Genomic DNA, 20,902 nt, shown 5'->3' on the forward strand with positions numbered 1-20,902 from the left:
CGGAGGTACCAGCGTGCGTCCCGACGTCGTCATCGTAGGAGCGGGCCCCACCGGCCTGACGCTCGCCGGCGAACTCGGCCTCGCCGGCGTCCGTACCGTCGTCCTGGAACGCACCCTCGAACGCAGCGGCCAGTCCCGCGCGCTCAACCTCCAGCCCCGAACCGCCGAAGTCCTGGACCTGCGCGGCTGGTTGGAGCCCATCGCCGAGCTGGCCCTCACCACCCTGCCGCGCGGCCACTTCGCGGGCATCCCCCTGGACTACTCGGTCTTCGACACCCGCTTCCCCTACCAGGTGGGCATCCCGCAGGCCCGCGTCGAGCGGTTCCTGGAGCAGCACCTCGCCACCTACGGCATCCCCGTACTCCGCGGCCGCGAACTCACCGGCCTCGCCCAGGACGCGGACGGCGTGACCGCCACCGTCGCCGGCCCGGACGGCACCACCACCCTGCGCGCCGCCTACCTGGTGGGGGCGGACGGCGGACGCAGCCGGGTGCGCGGCGAACTGGGCGTCGGATTCCCCGGGCGCGACGGACGGATCTCCCTGGTCGTCGCGGACATCGTGCCGGAGCCCCACGAGGCGCTGCCCACCGAGTGGTGCCTGCCCGTGTTCGACGTGCGGGACGGCCCCACCCTGATGCCGCTCGGCGACGGCGTCCACCGCTTCCTCTTCGCCGCCCCGGACCAGACGGTGGCCCGCGACGCCCCGGTCACCGCCGAGGAGGTGGGTGCCGCCCTCGCCACCGGCCCCGCACCGCACTTCGCCCTCCGCGAGGTCCGCTGGGCGTCCCGGTTCACCGACGCCTTCCGGCAGGCGGAACGGTACGTCGCCGGCCGGGTGCCGCTGGCCGGCGACGCGGCCCACATCCACTTCCCGGCGGGCGGCCAGGGGCTCAACCTCGGGGTGCAGGACGCCTTCAACCTCGGCTGGAAGCTCGCCGCCACCGTCCACGGCCACGCGCCGTCCGGCCTGCTGGAGACGTACCACACCGAACGCCACCCGGTCGGGGCGGCGGTCCTGGAGAACACCCGCGCCCAGGTCGCCCTCCTCCACCCCGACGACGACGTACGCGCCCTGCGCTCCCTCGTCACCCGCCTCCTCGCGGAACCGGCCGCCAACCGCCGCGTCGCCGGCATGATCTCCGGCCTCGACATCCGCTACCCCATGGGCCCCGATACTCCCGCCCACCCTCTCCTGGGCACCCGCTTCCCAGGCCCCCGCCTCCCGACCGCCCGCGGCCTCCTCCTCGCCCCCTCCCCCACCCCGGCCCTCGCCACCCTCGCCGCCAGGTGGTCGGACCGCGTCGACCTCACCACCGCCTCCGCCGGCCCGGACGCCGAAGCCCTCCTCCTCCGCCCGGACGGTTACATCTGCTGGGCGGGCACGACGGCCGGGAACGGCCTGGAAGCGACCCTGGAACGGTGGTTCGGCGCCGCCTCCTGACCCGCCCGCCCGGGCTCAGCCTCCGGCGCGCCGCAGAACCGTGGACGGGCAGTTGTCCGGGTCCGTCTCCTTGGACAGCACCCGCTCGTCCCCGTCCCGGCCGACGACGAGCGTCTCCAGCGGCCGGCGATGCGCCGGTTGGCCGTCGAAGGACAGCCGCACCCGCGTTTCCGCGACACCAGGGGCTTGGGACAGGCTCCACGTCCCCGCCGCGTCGAACGCCTTCTCCTTGCGATAAGACGGGGACCACTCGTACGGCCAGTGCGTCACGGAGAACGTCCCCCGCTCCGTCCCCGGGTCATACCGAAGACGCACGCTCATCCCGTCCGCCCCCTCGTACTCCCCCGCCACGTCCGCCTCGGAAACCCGGGCGACCGCTTCCGGACACCCCCGCCCGTCCGAGCTCAGCCTCACGCCCCCGACGAGACCGCCGACCACCAGGACACCCGCCGCCACCCCGGTGGCCAGGAACCGCGGCACGGAACCGAACAGGAAGCGGACAAGACGCCGCCCGGGATCACCCCAGCCCGTCATCACTGACCCTTGCAACGCCCCCATGGGCCGCCTCGACGATGAATCACCGAGGCTATCCGTGGCGGAAAAGCGCTGGCGAAGCCGGTGAGCTGATCTAGCATCAGACCCGTGATCGAACAGGCGTTCACATCTTCCAGGGGGGAAGGATCTCCATGAACAACACGTCCCGCACCACCGCCCGCCGACTCGCCGGAACCGGAGCCGCCGTGCTGCTGCTGGGGGTCGGCGCGCTGGCGACCGCGCCGGGGGCCGCGGCCAAGAACTACTCGCTGACGTTCGACAAGGTGGCGCTGAAGGCGCCCGGTGTCACGGTGGACGTCACCTACTCCTGTGACGAGGGTTCGCAGGAGTGGATCGTCGCCAACGCCGACGAGCTGCCCAAGCCGGGGCACAACGAGGTGAGCGCCGCCGGCATCCTCAAGACCGACAAGCTGGTCTGCGACTACAACACCCACACGGCCCAGATGTACCTGACCACGGGCGGCGTCGGCGCGTTCGCCAAGGGCAGCAAGGTGAAGGTCTCCCTCCACTACTTCGACCCGAACGACGGCTTCAGCGGCTTCCGCACCGAGCGGACCGTGACCCTGTAGGCACCCGCGGAACAGGCACTCGCGCACAGCGGAAACGGCGACGGCCCGCCCCCGGACCTACCGGGGGCGGGCCGCTCGCGTCGGCGGAGGCCGTACTCAGACGTTGAAGCCGAGGGCGCGGAGCTGCTCCCGGCCCTCGTCGGTGATCTTGTCCGGGCCCCACGGCGGCATCCAGACCCAGTTGATCCGGAGCTCGTTGACGATGCCGTCGGTCGCGGACTTCGCCTGGTCCTCGATGACGTCGGTCAGCGGGCAGGCCGCGGACGTCAGCGTCATGTCGAGGGTGGCGATGTTGGCGTCGTCGATGTGGATGCCGTAGATCAGGCCGAGGTTGACGACGTCGATGCCCAGCTCGGGGTCGACCACGTCGTACAGGGCCTCGCGGACCTCTTCCTCGGTGGCCGGCTTGGTGGTCACTTCGTCGCTCATGCGGTCTTCCTCGCAGTGCTCTCGGGGTGCTCGCCCAGCGCCTGGGCGGTCGCGTCCTTCCACGCCATCCAGCTCAGGAGAGCGCATTTCACCCGCGCGGGGTACTTGGAGACGCCGGCGAACGCCACCGCGTCCTCCAGCACCTCCTCCATCGCGTCGTCCGGCTCGATCCGGCCCTTGGACTGCATCAGCTCCAGGAAGGTCTCCTGGATCCGCCGGGCGTCGCCGAGCTCCTTGCCGACCAGCAGCTCGTTGAGGACCGAGGCGCTGGCCTGGCTGATCGAGCAGCCCTGGCCCTCGTACGAGACGTCTTCGATCGTCTCACCGGAGAGCCGGACGCGCAGGGTGATCTCGTCGCCACACGTCGGGTTGACGTGGTGCACCTCGGCGTCGCCGTCCCGCAAGCCCCTGCCGTGCGGGTGCTTGTAGTGGTCCAGGATGACGTCCTGGTACATCGAATCAAGCTTCACAGTCCGCTGCCCATCAGCCGAAGAAGTTCCGGACGTGCTCCAGCCCCTCGACCAGCGCGTCGACCTCGCCGGGGGTGGAGTACAGGTAGAACGACGCCCGCGTGGTCGCCGGAATTCCGTACCGCAGGCAGACCGGCCGCGCGCAGTGGTGGCCGACCCGGACGGCGATGCCCTGCTCGTCGAGGACCTGGCCCACGTCGTGCGGGTGGATGTCGCCGAGCGTGAAGGAGATCGCGGCGCCGCGGTCCTCGGCCGTGGTGGGGCCGATCAGCCGGAGGTCGGGGACCTCCTGGAGCCGCCGGATCGCGTACTCGGTGATCGCGTGCTCGTGCCGCGCGATGTTCTCCATGCCGATCGAGGTCAGGTAGTCCACGGCCGCGCCGAGGCCGATGGCCTGGGCGATCGGGGGCGTACCGGCCTCGAACTTGTGCGGCGCCGGGGCGTAGGTGGACGAGTGCATCGAGACGGTCTCGATCATCTCGCCGCCGCCGAGGAACGGCGGCAGGTCCTCCAGCAGCTCCTGGCGTCCCCACAGCACGCCGATGCCGTCCGGGCCGCACATCTTGTGGCCGGTGAAGGCCACGAAGTCGGCCTGGAGCGCCTGGACGTCCAGCGGCATGTGCGGCGCGGCCTGCGAGGCGTCGACGACGACCAGCGCGCCGACCTCCTGGGCGCGCCGGACGATCGCCTCGACCGGGTTGACCGTGCCCAGGATGTTGGAGACCAGCACGAACGAGACGACCTTGGTCTTCTCGGTGATGACCTGCTCGATGTTCGACAGGTCGAGCCGGCCGTCGTCGGTCAGGCCGAACCACTTCAGCTTCGCGCCCGAGCGCTGCGCGAGCAGCTGCCACGGGACGATGTTGGAGTGGTGCTCCATCTCCGTGATGACGATCTCGGTGTCGTGGTCCACCCGGTAGGGCTCGTCGGCCCAGGCGAGCATGTTCGCCACGAGGTTGAGCGACTCCGAGGCGTTCTTGGTGAATATGACCTCGTCGCGGCTGGGAGCGTTGACGAACGCGGCGATCTTGTCACGCGCGCCCTCGTACAGCGCGGTGGCCTCCTCGGCGAGGACGTGGACGCCGCGGTGCACATTGGCGTTGTGCTGCTCGTAGTACTCGTTGATGACGTCGAGCACCTGGCGCGGCTTCTGGGACGTCGCCGCGTTGTCCAGGTAGACGAGCTTCTTGCCGTCGTGCAGGACGCGGTCGAGGATGGGGAAGTCCTTGCGGATCGCCTCGGTGTCGAGGAGCCCCGGAATCTGTGTCACGCGGTGACGCCTCCCGTCGTGTACGCCTCGTAGCCCTCTTCCTCCAGCTTGTCCGCGAGCTCGGCGCCGCCGGACTCGGCGATGCGGCCGTTCGCGAACACGTGCACGAAGTCCGGCTTGATGTAGCGCAGGATGCGGGTGTAGTGCGTGATCAGCAGGGTGCCCACCTCACCGGTCTCACGGACCCGGTTGACGCCCTCGGAGACGATGCGCAGCGCGTCGACGTCCAGGCCCGAGTCGGTCTCGTCCAGAATCGCGATCTTCGGCTTGAGGAGCTCCAGCTGGAGGATCTCGTGCCGCTTCTTCTCACCGCCGGAGAAGCCCTCGTTGACGTTGCGCTCGGCGAAGGCGGGGTCCATGTGCAGGCGCGCCATGGACTCCTTGACCTCCTTGACCCAGGTGCGCAGCTTGGGGGCCTCGCCGCGGATCGCGGTGGCGGAGGTGCGGAGGAAGTTGGAGACGGAGACGCCGGGCACCTCGACCGGGTACTGCATGGCGAGGAAGACGCCGGCACGGGCGCGCTCGTCGACGGACATCTCCAGGACGTCCTCGCCGTCGAGGGTGACGGTGCCGCCGGTGATCGTGTACTTGGGGTGACCGGCCAGCGAGTAGGCCAGGGTGGACTTGCCGGAGCCGTTCGGGCCCATGATGGCGTGGGTCTCGCCCTGCTTCACGGTCAGGTCGACGCCACGCAGGATCTCCCGGGGGCCGCCTTCGGCGTCGACGGAGACGTGCAGGTCGTGGATCTCAAGCGTTGCCATGGGGAACTCAGGACTCCTGGGTGATGGAAACGAGCACAGACGCGTCTGGGCCGTCTCCTTCGATCTTGACGGGGTAAACGGGGACCGGTCGGGTGGCCGGGAGACCCGAGGGCTTTCCGGTGCGCAGGTCGAAGGTGGAGCCGTGCAGCCAGCATTCGATGGCACAGTCCTCCACCTCGCCCTCGGAGAGCGAGACGTTGGCGTGCGAGCAGATGTCGTGGATGGCGAAGACCTCGCCCTCGGTGCGGACGATCGACACGGGGGTGCCGTCGACCTCCACCCGCTTGGGCGTGTCCTCCTCCAGCTCCCCGAGCGCGGCGACGCGTACGTAGGTCATGCGACGGACGCCTCCAGCTCGGCCTCGATCTTGGCGATGAGGCGCTCCTCCAGCTCGGGGACGCCGATCTGCTGGACGAGCTCGGCGAAGAAGCCGCGGACGACCAGCCGGCGGGCCTCGTCGGCGGGGATGCCGCGGGCCATCAGGTAGAACAGCTGCTCGTCGTCGAAGCGGCCGGTCGCCGAGGCGTGGCCGGCGCCGACGATCTCACCGGTCTCGATCTCCAGGTTGGGGACCGAGTCGACGCGGGCGCCGTCGGTGAGGACGAGGTTGCGGTTGAGCTCATAGGTGTCGGTGCCCTCGGCCGCGGCGCGGATGAGGACGTCGCCGATCCAGACGGCGTGCGCGTCCTTGCCCTGAAGGGCGCCCTTGAAGACCACGTTGCTGCGGCAGTGCGGCGTGTCGTGGTCGACGAAGAGGCGGTGCTCCTGGTGCTGGCCGTTGTCGGTGAAGTACAGGCCGTAGAGCTCGGCCTCGCCGCCGGGGGCGCCGTAGACGACGCGCGGGTGCAGCCGGACCAGGTCGCCGCCGAAGGTGACGATCACGGACTTGAAGCGGGCGTCGCGGCCGACGAGCGCAGTGTGCTGCGCGGCGTGGACGGCCGAGTCGTCCCAGTCCTGGACGGAGACGACGGTGAGCTTGGCGCCGTCGCCGAGCAGGTACTCGACGTTGGCGGCCAGAGTGGCGTCACCGGTGTGGTCGATGATGACGACGGCCTCGGAGAAGGCCCCGATCTCGACGACCTGGTGGCCGAAGGCCACCCCGCCCTCGCCGTGCACGGCGATCCGCACGGGCTCGGTGAGCACGGTGTTCTTGGGGATCGAGACGACGGACGCCTTCTCGAAGGAGCTGTACGCCTGGGCGGCCACCCGGTCGACGGGCTTGCCGGCCTTGCCGAGCCGGGCGTCGTCCCGGCCGACGGTCTCCACGGTGACGCCCTCGGGGGCGGTCACCTCGACCTTGACGCCGGCGCCGTCCGCCACCGCCGTGCCGTCGTGCAGACCGCGGAGGCGCTCCAGCGGGGTGAACCGCCACTCCTCCTCGCGGCCGTGCGGCACGGGGAAGTCGGCGACGTCGTACGAGGCGGGGGCGCTGACCCGCGCGTCGATGGGCTGCTTGGCCCCGCCCACCTGGATGGCGCCGTCGGTGGTGCTGCCGGCGGGAGTGTTGTCAGCCATGGCTGTCGTGGTGCTCTCTTCCTGTCAAAAAGGGTCGCTGCGGTCGAAGGCGGCGGGCGTCAGCCGACCGAGCCTTCCATCTGCAGCTCGATCAGCCGGTTGAGCTCCAGCGCGTACTCCATCGGCAGCTCGCGGGCGATCGGCTCGACGAAGCCGCGCACGATCATCGCCATGGCCTCGTCCTCCGACAGACCGCGGCTCATCAGGTAGAAGAGCTGGTCGTCGCTGACCTTGGAGACGGTCGCCTCGTGGCCCATGGACACGTCGTCCTCGCGGACGTCCACGTAGGGGTAGGTGTCCGAGCGGGAGATGGTGTCCACCAGCAGCGCGTCGCACAGCACGTTGGACTTGGAGCCGTGGGCGCCCTCGCCGATCTCGATCAGACCGCGGTACGAGGTGCGGCCGCCGCCCCGCGCCACCGACTTGGAGACGATGTTGGAGGAGGTGTTGGGCGCCATGTGGACCATCTTGGCGCCGGCGTCCTGGTGCTGGCCCTCGCCGGAGAAGGCGATGGACAGCGTCTCGCCCTTGGCGTGCTCGCCCATCAGGTAGACGGCGGGGTACTTCATCGTCACCTTGGAGCCGATGTTGCCGTCGATCCACTCCATGGTCGCGCCCTCGTACGCCACGGCGCGCTTGGTGACCAGGTTGTAGACGTTGTTCGACCAGTTCTGGATGGTCGTGTAGCGGCAGCGGCCGCCCTTCTTGACGATGATCTCCACGACGGCGCTGTGCAGCGAGTCGGAGGAGTAGATCGGGGCGGTGCAGCCCTCGACGTAGTGCACGTAGGCGTTCTCGTCGACGATGATCAGCGTCCGCTCGAACTGGCCCATGTTCTCCGTGTTGATCCGGAAGTAGGCCTGGAGCGGGATGTCGACGTGGACGCCCGGCGGGACGTAGATGAAGGAGCCGCCGGACCACACGGCCGTGTTCAGCGAGGCGAACTTGTTGTCGCCCGCCGGGATGACGGTGCCGAAGTACTCCTGGAAGAGCTCGGGGTGCTCCTTCAGGGCGGTGTCGGTGTCCAGGAAGATGACGCCCTGCTCCTCCAGGTCCTCACGGATCTGGTGGTAGACGACCTCGGACTCGTACTGGGCGGCGACACCGGCGACGAGGCGCTGCTTCTCCGCCTCGGGGATGCCCAGCTTGTCGTAGGTGTTCTTGATGTCCTCGGGCAGGTCCTCCCAGGAGGCGGCCTGCTTCTCGGTGGAGCGGACGAAGTACTTGATGTTGTCGAAGTCGATGCCCGTGAGGTCGGAGCCCCAGGTCGGCATGGGCTTCTTGCCGAAGAGCCGCAGGCCCTTCAGACGCAGCTTGAGCATCCACTCCGGCTCGGACTTCTTGGCCGAGATGTCGCGGACGACCTCCTCGGAGAGGCCGCGCTTGGCCGCGGCGCCGGCCGCGTCGGAGTCGGCCCAGCCGTATTCGTACGTGCCCAGGCCCTCGAGCTCAGGGTGGGCAGTCTCCGTGGGGAGAGTCATGCGGGGTTCCTCCCGGCCGTGCTGGTGGATGCGGTGGTCGTCTTGGTGAACGCTGTCTTGGGGATGAACGTCGTGCACACCCCGTCGCCGTGGGCGATGGTGGCAAGACGTTGCACATGCGTCCCGAGCAGGCGGGAGAAGACCTCGGTCTCCGCCTCGCACAGCTGCGGGAACTGCTCGGCGACATGGGCGACCGGGCAGTGGTGCTGGCAGAGCTGTTCGCCGACCGGCGCTGTGCGCGCCGTAGCAGCGTACCCGTCCTCGGTCAATGCCCTGGCCAGCGCGCGGGCCCGCTCCTCGGGGGGCGCGGCCTCCAGGGCGGCCCGGTAGCCCTCGGCCTGGGCGGCCATCCGGGCCCGGGCGAACGCGGCGACCGCGGCCTCGCCCATCTCGCCGCCTCCGGCGGCCTGGGCGATCCAGCGCAGGGCGTCGGCCGCGAGCTTGTCGTAGGCCTGGTCGAAGGCGTCCCGGCCGCAGTCCGTCAGGACGAAGACCTTGGCGGGGCGGCCGCGGGTACGGGCGCCGTACACCCGCTTCTCGCGGGGCTCGACCATGCCCTCGGCGGCCAGCACGTCCAGATGGCGGCGGACCGCCGCCTGGGTGAGCTCCAGGCGCAGGGCGAGCTCGGCGGCGGTGGACGGACCGTGGTCGAGGATGGAGCGGGCCACGCGGGCGCGGGTGCCGCGCTGCTCGTCGTGGGCGCGCTGCTCCTCGCGAGCCGCGGGGACGGCGGACGCCGGGCCCGGCCCGGAAGCGGGCACGCGCCGGCCCGGCCCGGCGGCCGTACCGGCCGCGGGCCCTTCCGGTGCCTCGCCCGCGTATTTCACAACACCATTGTTGCGTAATTACCTGAGCCGGGACAAGCCTCGACGCCCCGCCCGCCGGTGGTCTCGATCACTAAGGGTCACCTAACCGGCACGGCGATCCCGCCCCCCGGCGGGGTCCGGGGGGCCGCGGGGTTCGTAGACTTCCTTGCCATGCGCAGCGCCACCCCGGGCGAGTCCCGGACCCCCGGCCGCGTGCCGGCCGTCGAGGTCCACGGCCTCGTCAAGCGGTACGGGCGGAAGACCGCGGTGGACGGTCTCGACCTGTCCGTCGCGGCCGGCACCCTCACCGCCGTCCTCGGCCCCAACGGGGCCGGCAAGACCACCACCATCGAAACCTGCGAGGGCTACCGCCGCCCCGACGCCGGCACCGTCCGCGTGCTCGGCCTCGACCCGGTGGCCGACGCCGCCGCCCTCCGCCCGCGCGTCGGCGTGATGCTCCAGAGCGGCGGCGTCCACTCGGGCGCCCGCGCCGACGAGATGCTGCGGCACATGGCCGCGCTGCACGCCCACCCGCTGGACGTCGGCATGCTGATCGAACGCCTCGGCCTGGGCACCTGCGGACGCACCGCGTACCGCCGGCTCTCCGGCGGCCAGCAGCAGCGGCTCTCCCTGGCCATGGCCGTGGTCGGCCGCCCCGAGCTGGTCTTCCTGGACGAGCCGACGGCCGGCCTCGACCCCCAGGCGCGCCGCGCGACCTGGGACCTGGTCCGGGAGCTCCGCGAGGACGGCGTCACCGTCGTGCTCACCACCCACCACATGGAGGAGGCGGAGGAACTCGCCGACGACGTCGCGATCATCGACGCCGGCCGGGTCATCGCCCAGGGCAGCCCCGAGGAGCTCTGCAAGGGCGGCGCGGAGAACACCCTCCGCTTCACCGGCCGGGCCGGCCTGGACGTCACCTCGCTCCTGAAGGCCCTACCCGCCGACTGCGCGGCCGTGGAGCTCACTCCCGGCTCGTACCGGGTCACCGGCTCCGTCGACCCGCAGCTGCTCGCCACGGTCACCACCTGGTGCGCGCAGCACGGCGTGATGCCGGACCGGATAGCGGTCGAGCGGCACACGCTGGAGGACGTCTTCTTGGAACTCACGGGCAGGGAGCTGCGCGCATGACCACACCGGGAACCTTCACCCCGAACCCCGGCGCCGCCCCGCTCCCCCGGATGATCCGGGCGCAGGCCGCGCTGGAGACCCGGATGCTGCTGCGCAACGGCGAGCAACTGCTGCTGACGGTCGTCATCCCGACGCTGCTGCTGGTCCTCTTCAGCACGGTGGACGTAGTGGCTGTGCCTACTGGGAAGACGGGCGGAGACGGCAAGGCCGTCGACTTCCTCGCCCCTGGCATCCTCGCGCTGGCCGTGCTGTCCACGGCCTTCACCGGGCAGGCCATCGCCACCGGCTTCGACCGGCGCTACGGCGTGCTCAAGCGGCTCGGCGCGTCCCCGCTGCCGCGCTGGGCGCTGATGACCGCCAAGACGGCGTCGGTGCTGGTCACCGAGGTCCTCCAGGTCGTCCTGCTGACGGTGATCGCGTTCGCGCTCGGCTGGTCGCCGCACGGCAACCCGTTCGCCGTGCTCCTGCTGCTCGTCCTCGGCACGGCCGCGTTCTCCGGTCTCGGCCTGCTGATGGCGGGCACGCTGAAGGCGGAGGCGACGCTGGCGGCGGCGAACCTGGTGTTCCTGCTGCTGCTGGTCGGCGGTGGCGTGATCGTGCCGCTGGACCGGTTCCCGGACGCCGCGCGGGCGGCGCTGGAGCTGCTGCCGATCTCGGCCCTCTCCGACGGGCTCCGGGACGTGCTGCGGGACGGCGCCGGAATGCCCTGGCGGGATCTCGGCGTCCTCGCGGTGTGGGCGGTGCTGGGCCTGGGCGCGGCGGGCCGCTTCTTCCGCTGGGAGTAACTCCTCAGGCCGGGGTGAGCGCCGCCGGCACAGGCGCTCACCTCGGCTTTCGCGCCGCGCCCCACCCCTCGTGAATCCATGCACAAGCGGGCCTTTACGATGAGGCCGTGCCGAATTCGCTGAATCCCCTGCAGGCCGTCGCCGACCGCTGGCAGCCGTCCGCGCGCTTCGTCCGGCGGGCCTCGTTCGCCTGTGTCGTCATGGCCGTGATCATCGTGGTGACGGGTGGCGCGGTCCGGCTGACACAGTCCGGCCTGGGCTGCCCGACATGGCCGACCTGCACCGAGGACAGCCTGACGCCCACCCCCGCGATGGGCATCAACGGCATCATCGAGTTCACCAACCGCATGCTGACCTACGTGCTCTGCGTGGTCGTCGGCATCGCGATCATCGCGGCCCGCGCCCGGACCCCGCGCCGCCGCGACCTGACGCGGCTGGGCTGGGCGCAGTTCTGGATCGTCGCGAGCAACGGCATCATCGGCGGCATCACGGTCCTCACCGGCCTCAACCCGTATATCGTCGCCGCCCACTTCCTCGCCGCGACGGCCCTGCTCACCGTGGCCGTGCTCATGTGGCAGCGGTCCGGGGAGGGCGACGACGCGCCGCGCGACCTGGTGGCCCGGCCGGTCCGCCAGCTGAGCTGGGTGCTCGTGGTCTCGACGGTCCTGCTGATCGTGGCGGGCACCGTGGTCACCGGCTCCGGGCAGCACGCGGGCGACGCCTCCAAGGACGTCCACCGCATCCCGCTCAACTTCCGCGAGATCACCCAGCTCCACGTGGACCTGGTGTTCATCGTGCTCGGCCTGACCGTGGCGCTGTGGTTCGCACTGCGGGCCGTGAAGGCGCCGGGCGGACCGCGCCGCCGCGTGGTGGAGCTGTTCGCCGTCCTGATGCTCCAGGGCGTCGTCGGCTACGTGCAGTACTTCAACGACTCCCCCGAGATCGTCGTCGGGGCGCACATGTTCGGGTCCTGCCTGGTCTGGATCGCCACCCTGCGGGCCTTCCTCTCGCTGCGGGACCGCGGCGAGCTGGTGACGCTCCCGTCCCCCGCCGCGGAGCCCGAGCCCGCGGCCCTGGCCGGCGCGGAGCGCTGAGAGACCCAGCCGAAAGACCCGTACGGCCGGAGGGGCGGACACGAACCCGTGTCCGCCCCTCCGGCGTCTCCCCTGCCACGGCCTCAGCCGTTGGACGGCCCGCCCATCTGCATCCCGGCCATCCGCGACCACTCATACGGACCCGTCCGCACCTTCGCGGCCATCTCCCCGTCGAAGTCCTCGTGAACGGTCAGCCCGGCCGGCGCGGCGAGTTCGAGAGCCTTCTCCGCCGTCGCGTAGGAGGGAGCCACCAGGTTCCCCCACTCCCCGTTCGCGCCCACCAGGGCGATCCGGGTCCTGCCCCGTCCTATGTGGGCGAGCTGTCCCTCCGCGCTCCCGCCGTGGGTCCGTGCGAAGTCGCCGATCTGCTTGGCCAGCCGGGCCGCCCGCCGCTGCGCCCTGGCGTCCAGCGGGGCGTTCCCGGCCTCCGTGTCGCCGGCCTGCTTGGTGTCTGCCATGACCAGGATGCTACCGACGGGTAGCCGGAATGGCGACGGGCGGCGCGGGTGGCTTTGACCACCCGCGCCGCCCGTGCGAAGCGACGTGAGGACTACCGCAGGAAGGGATCGATCGCGACCGCGGTGAAGAGGAGCGAGACGTAGGTGATGGACCAGTGGAAGAGCCGCATCTCCTTCAGCTTCGCCCCGGTGATCCCGGCCTTGGCGCGGGCCTGGAGGGCGTGCGCCTCCTTGAGCCAGAGAGCGCCGCAGGCCACGGCCACGACCGTGTAGAACCAGCCGGTGTACCCGAGCGGCGTCAGCAGCAGGGAGACGCCGACCATCACCCAGCTGTAGAGGACGATCTGCCGCGCGACGGCCTTGTTGCCCGCGACGACCGGCAGCATGGGGACGCCGGCCCGCTCGTAGTCGTCCTTCACCTTCATCGACAGCGGCCAGTAGTGCGGCGGCGTCCAGAAGAAGATGACGAGGAAGAGGATCAGGGAGGCCCAGGAGACCTCGTTCTTCACCGCGGACCAGCCGATGATGACCGGCAGGCAGCCCGCGATGCCGCCCCACACGATGTTCTGCGCGGTGCGGCGCTTGAGGATCATCGTGTAGACGACGGTGTAGAAGAGGGAGGCGCCGAGCGAGAGCATCGCCGACAGGGGGTTGACCAGGAACCAGAACCAGACGGTCGAACCGACGGTGAGCGCCGCGGCGAAGACCAGGCACTCGCGCGGCGAGACCATGCCGGTGACCAGCGGGCGCTGGGACGTCCGGTCCATCATGGCGTCGATGTCGCGGTCGTAGTACATGTTGAACGCGCCCGCGCCGCCGGCGGAGAGGTAGCCGCCGAGGCAGGTCGTCAGCACCAGCCACATGTCCGGGACGCCCTTGGCGGCGAGGAACATCACCGGGACCGTCGTCATCAGCAGCAGCTCGATGACGCGCGGCTTCGTCAGCGCCACGAAAGCCTTGACACGGGCCCCGAACGGCCGGTGATGACCGGGGCTCTCGACGAGTACCCCCGCAGGACGGGATTCGACGGCCGTCACGCACACCCCTGACAGAGATAAGGCCAGCAAGCACATCCGGCCCGTTCTGCCGGGTAAGGCTTGCGCGTACCAAGCCACTCTAGACGCAGGGCATGGCACGGCCTCCGCCGGGGTGGGTCGTGTTGGTCCCCGGGGAATCCGGGCGAAACCGGGCTCCGGCGGCCCCCGGCGCACTCCGGACGGACGCCCCGCGAGCCCCCTCCGAGAGGCGCGCCGCGGCGCCGCACCGCACGCTGGACACATGACGGACACCCGCCGGACGGGAATCTTTACCACCCCGGTCCGGTTGCCCGGGGCGTGTGGCGGGCAGCCGGAGAGCTGCCGACCGTCGGCCGGGAGCACGCGGAAAGGACGCCGGTCCCCACGGGGGTAGGCTCGGGATCGCCGCGTCGTGGCGGAACATACCGCCCCCGGCAAGTGAAACCATGTGGAGAGGAGCCCTGACCTAGGGTGAGCACCAAGCCGACCACCACAGACCTCGAGTGGACCGAACTGGACCAGCGGGCCGTCGACACAGCCCGCGTCCTGGCCATGGATTCCGTGCAGAAGGTCGGCAACGGCCATCCCGGTACGGCCATGAGCCTGGCCCCCGCCGCGTACCTGCTCTTCCAGAAGCTGATGCGGCACGACCCCAGCGACGCCGACTGGACGGGCCGCGACCGTTTCGTCCTCTCGCCCGGTCACACCAGCCTGACCCTCTACGTCCAGCTCTTCATGGCCGGTTACGGCCTGGAGCTGTCGGACCTCAAGGCCTTCCGCACCTGGGGCAGCAAGACCCCGGGCCACCCGGAGCACGGCCACACCCGCGGCGTGGAGACCACCACCGGCCCGCTGGGCCAGGGCATCGCCAACGCGGTGGGCATGGCCATGGCCGCCCGCTACGAGCGCGGCCTGTTCGACCCCGAGGCCCCGAAGGGCGAGTCGCCCTTCGACCACACCATCTGGGCGATCGTCTCCGACGGCGACCTGGAGGAGGGCATCTCCGCGGAGGCGTCCTCGCTGGCCGGCCACCAGAAGCTCGGCAACATCGTCGCCCTCTACGACGACAACCACATCTCGATCGAGGGCGACACCGCGACGGCCCTCTCCGAGGACGTCCTCAAGCGGTACGAGGCGTACGGCTGGCACGTCCAGCGCATCGAGCAGGCGCCCAACGGCGACTTCGACGTCCAGGCGCTGTACGCGGCGCTGAAGGCGGCGCAGGAGGAGACCGAGCGTCCCTCGCTGATCGCGGCCCGCACGATCATCGCCTGGCCGGCCCCGAACGCGCAGAACACCGAGGCCGCGCACGGCTCGGCGCTCGGCGACGCCGAGGTGGCCGCCACCAAGGAGGTGCTGGGCTTCGACCCGGCGCAGACCTTCCAGGTCGACGAGGACGTGTTCGCGCACGTCCGCAAGGTCGTCGACCGCGGCCGCGAGGCCCACGCCACCTGGGAGAAGAAGCTCGCCAAGTGGCGCGAGGCCAACCCGGAGCGGGCCGCCGACTTCGACCGGATCAACGCGGGCGAGCTGCCCGACGGCTGGGAGAAGGTCCTCCCGGTCTTCCCGGCCGGCAAGTCCGTCGCGACCCGCAAGGCGTCCGGCGAGGTCCTCAAGGCCCTCGGCGGCGTCATCCCCGAGCTGTGGGGCGGCTCCGCCGACCTCGCCGGCTCGAACAACACCACGATCGACGCGACCTCGTCGTTCCTCCCGGAGGGCAACCCGCTCCCCGAGGCGAACCCGTACGGCCGCACGATCCACTTCGGCATCCGCGAGCACGCCATGGGCTCGACCATGAACGGCATCGCGCTGCACGGCAACACCCGCGTCTACGGCGGCACCTTCCTGGTGTTCTCCGACTACATGCGCCCCGCCGTCCGGCTCGCCGCGCTGATGAAGCTGCCGGTCACCTACGTGTGGACGCACGACTCCATCGGCCTCGGCGAGGACGGCCCGACGCACCAGCCGGTCGAGCACATGTCCGCCCTGCGCGCCATCCCGGGCCTGAACATGGTCCGCCCGGCCGACGCCAACGAGACGGCCATCGCCTGGCGCGAGATCATGAAGCGCCACGCCACCAAGCCGGCCCCGCACGGTCTGGCCCTCACCCGCCAGAACGTCCCGACCTACGAGGCCAACGAGGGCGCGGCCAAGGGCGGCTACGTGCTGTTCGAGGCCGAGGGCGGCCGGCCGCAGGTGATCCTGATCGCCACCGGCTCCGAGGTCCAGATGGCCGTCGAGGCCCGCGAGACCCTGCAGGCCGAGGGCGTCCCGACCCGCGTGGTCTCGATGCCGTCCGTCGAGTGGTTCGAGGAGCAGGACCAGGCGTACCGCGACGGCGTCCTGCTGCCGGACGTCAAGGCCCGGGTGGCCGTCGAGGCGGGCATCGGCCTGACCTGGCACCGCTACGTCGGCGAGTCCGGCCGGATCGTCTCGCTGGAGCACTTCGGCGCCTCCGCCGACTACCAGGTGCTGTTCCAGGAGTTCGGTCTGACCTCGGAAGCCGTCGTCGAGGCCGCCCGCGAGTCGCTGGCCGACGCCGGCCGCCGCTGACGCGCAAGCACACGATCCAGTAGGAGATGTAGAACCCATGACAGACGCACTCAAGCGCCTCTCCGAGGAAGGCGTCGCGATCTGGCTGGACGACCTGTCCCGCAAGCGCATCACGTCCGGCAACCTGCGCGAGCTGATCGACGACAGCCACGTGGTCGGTGTCACCACCAACCCGTCGATCTTCCAGAAGGCGATCTCCAGCGGCGACGGCTACGAGCAGCAGCTGTCCGACCTCGCGGTCCGCAAGGTCACCGTCGAGGAGGCCATCCGCATGATCACGACGGCGGACGTGCGTGACGCCGCCGACATCCTGCGGCCGGTCTTCGACGCCACGGACGGCCAGGACGGCCGGGTGTCCATCGAGGTGGACCCGCGGCTGGCGCACGACACCCACGCCACCGTCGCCGAGGCCAAGCAGCTCGCATGGCTGGTCGACCGCCCCAACACCCTGATCAAGATCCCGGCCACCCAGGCGGGCCTGCCGGCCATCTCCGAGACCCTCGGCCTGGGCATCAGCGTCAACGTCACGCTGATCTTCTCGCTGGAGCGCTACCGCGCGGTCATGGACGCCTACCTGACCGGTCTGGAGAAGGCCAAGGCGGCCGGCCTGGACCTGTCGCTGATCCACTCGGTGGCGTCCTTCTTCGTGTCCCGCGTGGACACCGAGATCGACAAGCGCCTGGACGCGCTGGGCACCGAGGAGGCCAAGGCGCTCCGCGGCAAGGCTGCGCTGGCCAACGCCCGCCTCGCCTACCAGGCGTACGAGGAGGTCTTCTCCTCCGACCGCTGGCTGGCCCTGGAGAAGGCCGGCGCCAACAAGCAGCGTCCGCTGTGGGCGTCGACCGGCGTCAAGGACCCGGCGTACAAGGACACCCTGTACGTGGACGACCTGGTCGCCCCGAACACGGTGAACACCATGCCGGAGGGCACCCTGGAGGCCGCCGCCGACCACGGCGACGTCAAGGGCGACACCGTCCGCGGCACGTACGAGCAGGCCAAGGCCGAGCTCGACGCGCTGGAGAAGCTGGGGATCTCGTACGACGAGGTCGTCCAGCTGCTGGAGGACGAGGGCGTCGAGAAGTTCGAGGCGTCCTGGAACGACCTGCTGAAGTCCACGGAGGCGGAGCTCAAGCGCCTCGCACCGGAGGCGTGAATTGACCCGCAGCAACCCGCTGCGTGACGCACAGGACCGGCGGCTCCCGCGTATCGCGGGGCCGTCCGGCCTGGTCATCTTTGGCGTCACGGGCGATTTGTCCCGTAAAAAGCTGATGCCGGCCGTCTACGACCTCGCCAACCGCGGCCTGCTGCCGCCGGGCTTCTCCCTCATCGGCTTCGCCCGCCGCGACTGGGAGAACGAGGACTTCGCGCAGATCGTGCACGACGCCGTCAAGGAGCACGCGCGCACGCCGTTCCGCGAGGAGGTGTGGCAGCAACTGGTGCAGGGCTGCCGCTTCGTCCAGGGCGACTTCGACGACGACAACGCCTTCGAGACCCTCAAGCACACCATCGAGGAGCTCGACAAGGCCCAGGGCACGGGCGGCAACTTCGCCTTCTACCTGTCGGTCCCGCCGAAGTTCTTCCCCACCGTCGTCCAGCAGCTCAAGAAGCACGGCCTGGCCGAGCAGACGGAGAAGTCCTGGCGGCGCGCGGTCATCGAGAAGCCGTTCGGCCACGACCTGAAGAGCGCGCAGGAGCTCAACAGCATCGTCCACGACGTCTTCCCGCCCAACGAGGTCTTCCGGATCGACCACTACCTGGGCAAGGAGACCGTCCAGAACATCCTGGCGCTCCGCTTCGCCAACACCCTCTTCGAGCCGATCTGGAACCGGTCCTACGTGGACCACGTGCAGATCACCATGGCCGAGGACATCGGCATCGGCGGCCGGGCCGGCTACTACGACGGCATCGGCGCCGCGCGCGACGTCATCCAGAACCACCTTCTCCAGCTGCTGGCGCTGACCGCCATGGAGGAGCCCGCCTCCTTCGACGCGGACGCCCTGGTCGCCGAGAAGACCAAGGTGCTGGGCGCCGTCCGGCTGCCCAAGGACCTGGGCAAGGAGACCGTCCGCGGCCAGTACGCGGCCGGCTGGCAGGGCGGCCAGAAGGTCGTCGGGTACTGCGAGGAAGAGGGCATCGACCCGCACTCGAAGACCGACACCTACGCCGCGATCAAGCTGGAGATCGACAACCGCCGCTGGGCGGGCGTCCCCTTCTACCTGCGCACCGGCAAGCGGCTCGGCCGCCGCGTCACCGAGATCGCGGTCGTCTTCCAGCGCGCCCCGCACTCCCCCTTCGACGACACCGCCACCGAGGAGCTGGGGCAGAACGCCCTGGTGATCCGGGTGCAGCCGGACGAGGGCGTCACCCTGCGGTTCGGCTCGAAGGTGCCGGGCACCTCGATGGAGGTCCGGGACGTCTCGATGGACTTCGCCTACGGCGAGTCGTTCACCGAGTCCAGCCCGGAGGCGTACGAGCGGCTCATCCTCGACGTGCTGCTCGGCGACGCCAACCTGTTCCCGCGTCTGCGGGAGGTCGAGCTCTCCTGGCAGATCCTCGACCCGATCGAGGAGTACTGGGACAAGCACGGCACGCCCGCGCGCTACCCGGCCGGCACCTGGGGGCCGGTCGAGGCGGACGAGATGCTCGCACGAGACGGACGGAGCTGGCGTCGGCCATGAAGATCGATCTCACGGACACCACGGCCAGCAAGATCAACAATGCTCTGGTCCAGGGGCGCCGCGCCATCGGCACCCCCGCCATCGGCATGGTCCTCACGCTGGTCATCGTCACCGACGAGGAGCACGCCTACGACGCGCTCAAGGCCGCCAACGAGGCGTCCCGCGAGCACCCGTCGCGCAAGCTCGTCGTCATCAAGCGCGTCAGCCGCTCCCCGCGCGACCGCGCGCAGGCCCGGCTGGACGCCGAGGTCCGAGTCGGCACCAGCGCCGGCACCGGCGAGACGGTCGTCCTACGGCTCTACGGCGAGGTCATAGACCACGCCCAGTCGGTCGTGCTGCCGCTGCTGCTGCCGGACGCGCCCGTGGTCGTGTGGTGGCCGGTCAACTCGCCGCTGCACCCGGCCAAGGACCCGCTGGGCGTCCTCGCCCAGCGCCGCGTCACCGACACCTACGCGGCCGAGGACCCGGTCTCGGAGCTCGCGGCCCGCGCCGCGAACTACGCGCCCGGCGACACCGACCTGGCCTGGAGCCGGATCACCCCCTGGCGCTCGATGATCGCGGCGGCCCTGGACCAGCAGGCCGTCGAGGTCACCGCCGCCGAGGTCGAGGGCGAGGGCTACAACCCCAGCGGCGAACTGCTGGCCATGTGGCTCGCGGACCGCCTCGGCGTCCCGGCCCGCCGCACCGTCTCCGACGGCCCCGGCCTCACGGCCGTCCGCCTGGAGACCAAGGACGGCACCATCACCCTGGACCGCCCGGACGGCTCGCTGGCCAAGCTCAGCATGAAGGGCCAGCCGGACCGCGCCGTGGCGCTCAAGCGGCGGGAGACCGCCGAGCTCCTCGCCGAGGAGCTGCGCCGGCTCGACCCGGACACCATCTACGAGTCCGCGCTGAAGTACGGCGTGGAGCGGCTGGCGGAGGCGGGCGGACCGGCGGTGGCACCGGCGGCGGGCGCACCGCCGAAGTCCCCGGAGGCGGCGAAGACCTCGGAACCCGCTTCCGAGCCCTCGGAGCCTTCGGAGAGCAAGCCCGCCCCGAAGAAGGCCGCGTCCAAGAAGGCGGCGGACAAGTGAGCACCGCGCCGCAGATCGTCGTCCACCGGGACAAGGAGCTGATGGCGCGGGCCGCCGCGGCCCGGCTGATCACGAAGATCGTGGACGCCCAGGCCGCGCGCGGCACGGCCTCCGTCGTCCTCACGGGCGGGCGCAACGGCAACGGGCTGCTCGCGGCCCTCGCCGCCTCGCCCGCCCGGGACGCGGTCGACTGGTCACGCCTCGACCTGTGGTGGGGCGACGAGCGCTACCTGCCCGACGGCGACGCCGAGCGCAACGTCACCCAGGCCCGCGACGCCCTGCTGGACGCCGTGGACCTGGACCCGGCCCGGGTGCACGCCATGCCCGCGGCCGACGGCCGGTACGACGACGCCGACGCGGCGGCCGAGGCGTACGCCGCCGAACTGGCCGCCGCGGCCCGCCCGGAGGACCACGGCCCCGTGCCCTCCTTCGACGTCCTCCTGCTGGGCGTCGGCCCGGACACCCACATCGCGTCGCTCTTCCCCGAGCTGCCGGGCGTCCGGGAGACCGACCGCACGGTCATCGGCGTCCACGGCGCCCCCAAGCCCCCGCCGACCCGCATCTCCCTGACCCTGCCGGCGATCCGCGCGGCGCGGGAGGTATGGCTGCTGGCGGCGGGCGAGGACAAGGCCAACGCGGTGGCGCTGGCGCTGAGCGGGGCGGGCGAGGTCCAGGCCCCTGCCGCCGGGGCATACGGCCGCAGCCGCACGCTGTGGCTGCTCGATCAGCCGGCGGCTTCGCAGCTGCCGCGGGATCTGTATCCGCCGTCTTCGCCCTGACGGGCGTGGGGGTGCCCCGGTCCCTCCCCCAGAGGGGG

21 protein-coding genes are annotated in these 20,902 nt (G+C 71.0%); 10 read left to right on the forward strand and 11 right to left on the reverse strand.

What is annotated here, in order from left to right; genetic code table 11:
- Positions 1–13: 13 nt before the first annotated feature.
- Positions 14–1,441 (forward strand): FAD-dependent monooxygenase, encoded by a 1,428-nt coding sequence (locus ACH4PU_RS20845; protein WP_398273856.1) that lies wholly within the window; start codon positions 14–16, stop codon positions 1,439–1,441.
- Positions 1,442–1,456: 15 nt separating this feature from the next.
- On the opposite strand, the gene ACH4PU_RS20850 is transcribed toward ACH4PU_RS20845, so the two are convergent.
- Positions 1,457–1,975, reverse strand: a complete 519-nt coding sequence (locus ACH4PU_RS20850) for a hypothetical protein (protein WP_398273859.1) — start codon at positions 1,973–1,975, stop codon at positions 1,457–1,459.
- Positions 1,976–2,127: 152 nt separating this feature from the next.
- Between ACH4PU_RS20850 and ACH4PU_RS20855 the strand changes: the two genes are divergently transcribed.
- Positions 2,128–2,565 (forward strand): hypothetical protein, encoded by a 438-nt coding sequence (locus ACH4PU_RS20855; protein ID WP_398273862.1) that lies wholly within the window; start codon positions 2,128–2,130, stop codon positions 2,563–2,565.
- Between the two features lie 96 nt (positions 2,566–2,661).
- On the opposite strand, the gene ACH4PU_RS20860 is transcribed toward ACH4PU_RS20855, so the two are convergent.
- From ACH4PU_RS20860 to ACH4PU_RS20895, 8 genes are read right to left on the reverse strand one after another with little or no spacing between them, the layout of a single operon-like run.
- Positions 2,662–2,994, reverse strand: coding sequence for a metal-sulfur cluster assembly factor (locus ACH4PU_RS20860; protein WP_398273865.1), 333 nt, complete (start codon positions 2,992–2,994; stop codon positions 2,662–2,664).
- Positions 2,991–3,464 carry a Fe-S cluster assembly sulfur transfer protein SufU gene (sufU, locus tag ACH4PU_RS20865; RefSeq protein ID WP_398273868.1) on the reverse strand — a complete coding sequence of 158 codons (474 nt, stop codon included), beginning with the start codon at positions 3,462–3,464 and terminating at the stop codon, positions 2,991–2,993. The genes ACH4PU_RS20860 and sufU overlap by 4 nt, the downstream gene beginning before the upstream one ends.
- A 13-nt stretch (positions 3,465–3,477) precedes the next feature.
- Positions 3,478–4,734 carry a cysteine desulfurase gene (locus tag ACH4PU_RS20870; RefSeq protein WP_398273871.1) on the reverse strand — a complete coding sequence of 419 codons (1,257 nt, stop codon included), beginning with the start codon at positions 4,732–4,734 and terminating at the stop codon, positions 3,478–3,480.
- Complete coding sequence (gene sufC / locus ACH4PU_RS20875; protein ID WP_185943737.1) at positions 4,731–5,495, reverse strand: Fe-S cluster assembly ATPase SufC; 765 nt, start codon at positions 5,493–5,495, stop codon at positions 4,731–4,733. The genes ACH4PU_RS20870 and sufC overlap by 4 nt, the downstream gene beginning before the upstream one ends.
- A 7-nt stretch (positions 5,496–5,502) precedes the next feature.
- Positions 5,503–5,832, reverse strand: coding sequence for a non-heme iron oxygenase ferredoxin subunit (locus tag ACH4PU_RS20880; protein WP_004951646.1), 330 nt, complete (start codon positions 5,830–5,832; stop codon positions 5,503–5,505).
- Positions 5,829–7,010, reverse strand: coding sequence for a Fe-S cluster assembly protein SufD (gene sufD, locus ACH4PU_RS20885; protein WP_398273877.1), 1,182 nt, complete (start codon positions 7,008–7,010; stop codon positions 5,829–5,831). The genes ACH4PU_RS20880 and sufD overlap by 4 nt, the downstream gene beginning before the upstream one ends.
- Before the next feature lie 59 nt (positions 7,011–7,069).
- Positions 7,070–8,491 (reverse strand): Fe-S cluster assembly protein SufB, encoded by a 1,422-nt coding sequence (gene sufB, locus ACH4PU_RS20890; RefSeq protein ID WP_398273880.1) that lies wholly within the window; start codon positions 8,489–8,491, stop codon positions 7,070–7,072.
- Positions 8,488–9,318: a helix-turn-helix transcriptional regulator gene (locus ACH4PU_RS20895; RefSeq protein ID WP_398273883.1), complete on the reverse strand. Its 831-nt coding sequence runs from the start codon at positions 9,316–9,318 to the stop codon at positions 8,488–8,490. The genes sufB and ACH4PU_RS20895 overlap by 4 nt, the downstream gene beginning before the upstream one ends.
- Positions 9,319–9,468: 150 nt before the next feature.
- Here ACH4PU_RS20895 and ACH4PU_RS20900 point away from each other — a divergent pair, with 150 nt between their 5' ends.
- From ACH4PU_RS20900 to ACH4PU_RS20910, 3 genes are all read left to right on the forward strand, one after another.
- The gene (locus tag ACH4PU_RS20900; RefSeq protein WP_398273887.1) at positions 9,469–10,428 is read left to right on the forward strand and encodes an ABC transporter ATP-binding protein; all 960 of its coding nucleotides are present in this window, start codon (positions 9,469–9,471) and stop codon (positions 10,426–10,428) included.
- Positions 10,425–11,213: an ABC transporter permease gene (locus tag ACH4PU_RS20905; RefSeq protein WP_398273890.1), complete on the forward strand. Its 789-nt coding sequence runs from the start codon at positions 10,425–10,427 to the stop codon at positions 11,211–11,213. The genes ACH4PU_RS20900 and ACH4PU_RS20905 overlap by 4 nt, the downstream gene beginning before the upstream one ends.
- 107 nt (positions 11,214–11,320) lie before the next feature.
- Positions 11,321–12,307 carry a heme A synthase gene (locus ACH4PU_RS20910; RefSeq protein ID WP_398273893.1) on the forward strand — a complete coding sequence of 329 codons (987 nt, stop codon included), beginning with the start codon at positions 11,321–11,323 and terminating at the stop codon, positions 12,305–12,307.
- An 83-nt stretch (positions 12,308–12,390) separates the two neighbouring features.
- Here the strand turns inward: ACH4PU_RS20910 and ACH4PU_RS20915 are convergent, their stop codons facing one another.
- A complete protein-coding gene (locus ACH4PU_RS20915; protein ID WP_398273896.1) occupies positions 12,391–12,765 on the reverse strand; it encodes a hypothetical protein in 375 nt (124 codons plus the stop codon).
- 92 nt (positions 12,766–12,857) lie between these two features.
- Positions 12,858–13,802 (reverse strand): heme o synthase, encoded by a 945-nt coding sequence (locus ACH4PU_RS20920; RefSeq protein ID WP_398273899.1) that lies wholly within the window; start codon positions 13,800–13,802, stop codon positions 12,858–12,860.
- A 450-nt stretch (positions 13,803–14,252) separates the two neighbouring features.
- Here ACH4PU_RS20920 and tkt point away from each other — a divergent pair, with 450 nt between their 5' ends.
- From tkt to pgl, 5 genes are read left to right on the forward strand one after another with little or no spacing between them, the layout of a single operon-like run.
- Positions 14,253–16,334: a transketolase gene (gene tkt / locus ACH4PU_RS20925; protein WP_398273902.1), complete on the forward strand. Its 2,082-nt coding sequence runs from the start codon at positions 14,253–14,255 to the stop codon at positions 16,332–16,334.
- A gap of 37 nt (positions 16,335–16,371) precedes the next feature.
- On the forward strand, positions 16,372–17,487 hold the full coding sequence (tal, locus tag ACH4PU_RS20930) for a transaldolase (protein ID WP_398273905.1): 1,116 nt from the start codon (positions 16,372–16,374) through the stop codon (positions 17,485–17,487).
- A 1-nt stretch (position 17,488) separates the two neighbouring features.
- Positions 17,489–19,012, forward strand: a complete 1,524-nt coding sequence (zwf, locus tag ACH4PU_RS20935; protein ID WP_398273908.1) for a glucose-6-phosphate dehydrogenase — start codon at positions 17,489–17,491, stop codon at positions 19,010–19,012.
- A complete protein-coding gene (gene opcA, locus ACH4PU_RS20940; protein ID WP_398273911.1) occupies positions 19,009–20,085 on the forward strand; it encodes a glucose-6-phosphate dehydrogenase assembly protein OpcA in 1,077 nt (358 codons plus the stop codon). The genes zwf and opcA overlap by 4 nt, the downstream gene beginning before the upstream one ends.
- Positions 20,082–20,864, forward strand: a complete 783-nt coding sequence (gene pgl / locus ACH4PU_RS20945) for a 6-phosphogluconolactonase (RefSeq protein WP_398273914.1) — start codon at positions 20,082–20,084, stop codon at positions 20,862–20,864. The genes opcA and pgl overlap by 4 nt, the downstream gene beginning before the upstream one ends.
- The last annotated feature ends 38 nt before the right edge of the window (positions 20,865–20,902 follow it).

The sequence above is a fragment of the Streptomyces sp. NPDC021100 genome, from assembly GCF_044333095.1.
Classification (GTDB): domain Bacteria; phylum Actinomycetota; class Actinomycetes; order Streptomycetales; family Streptomycetaceae; genus Streptomyces.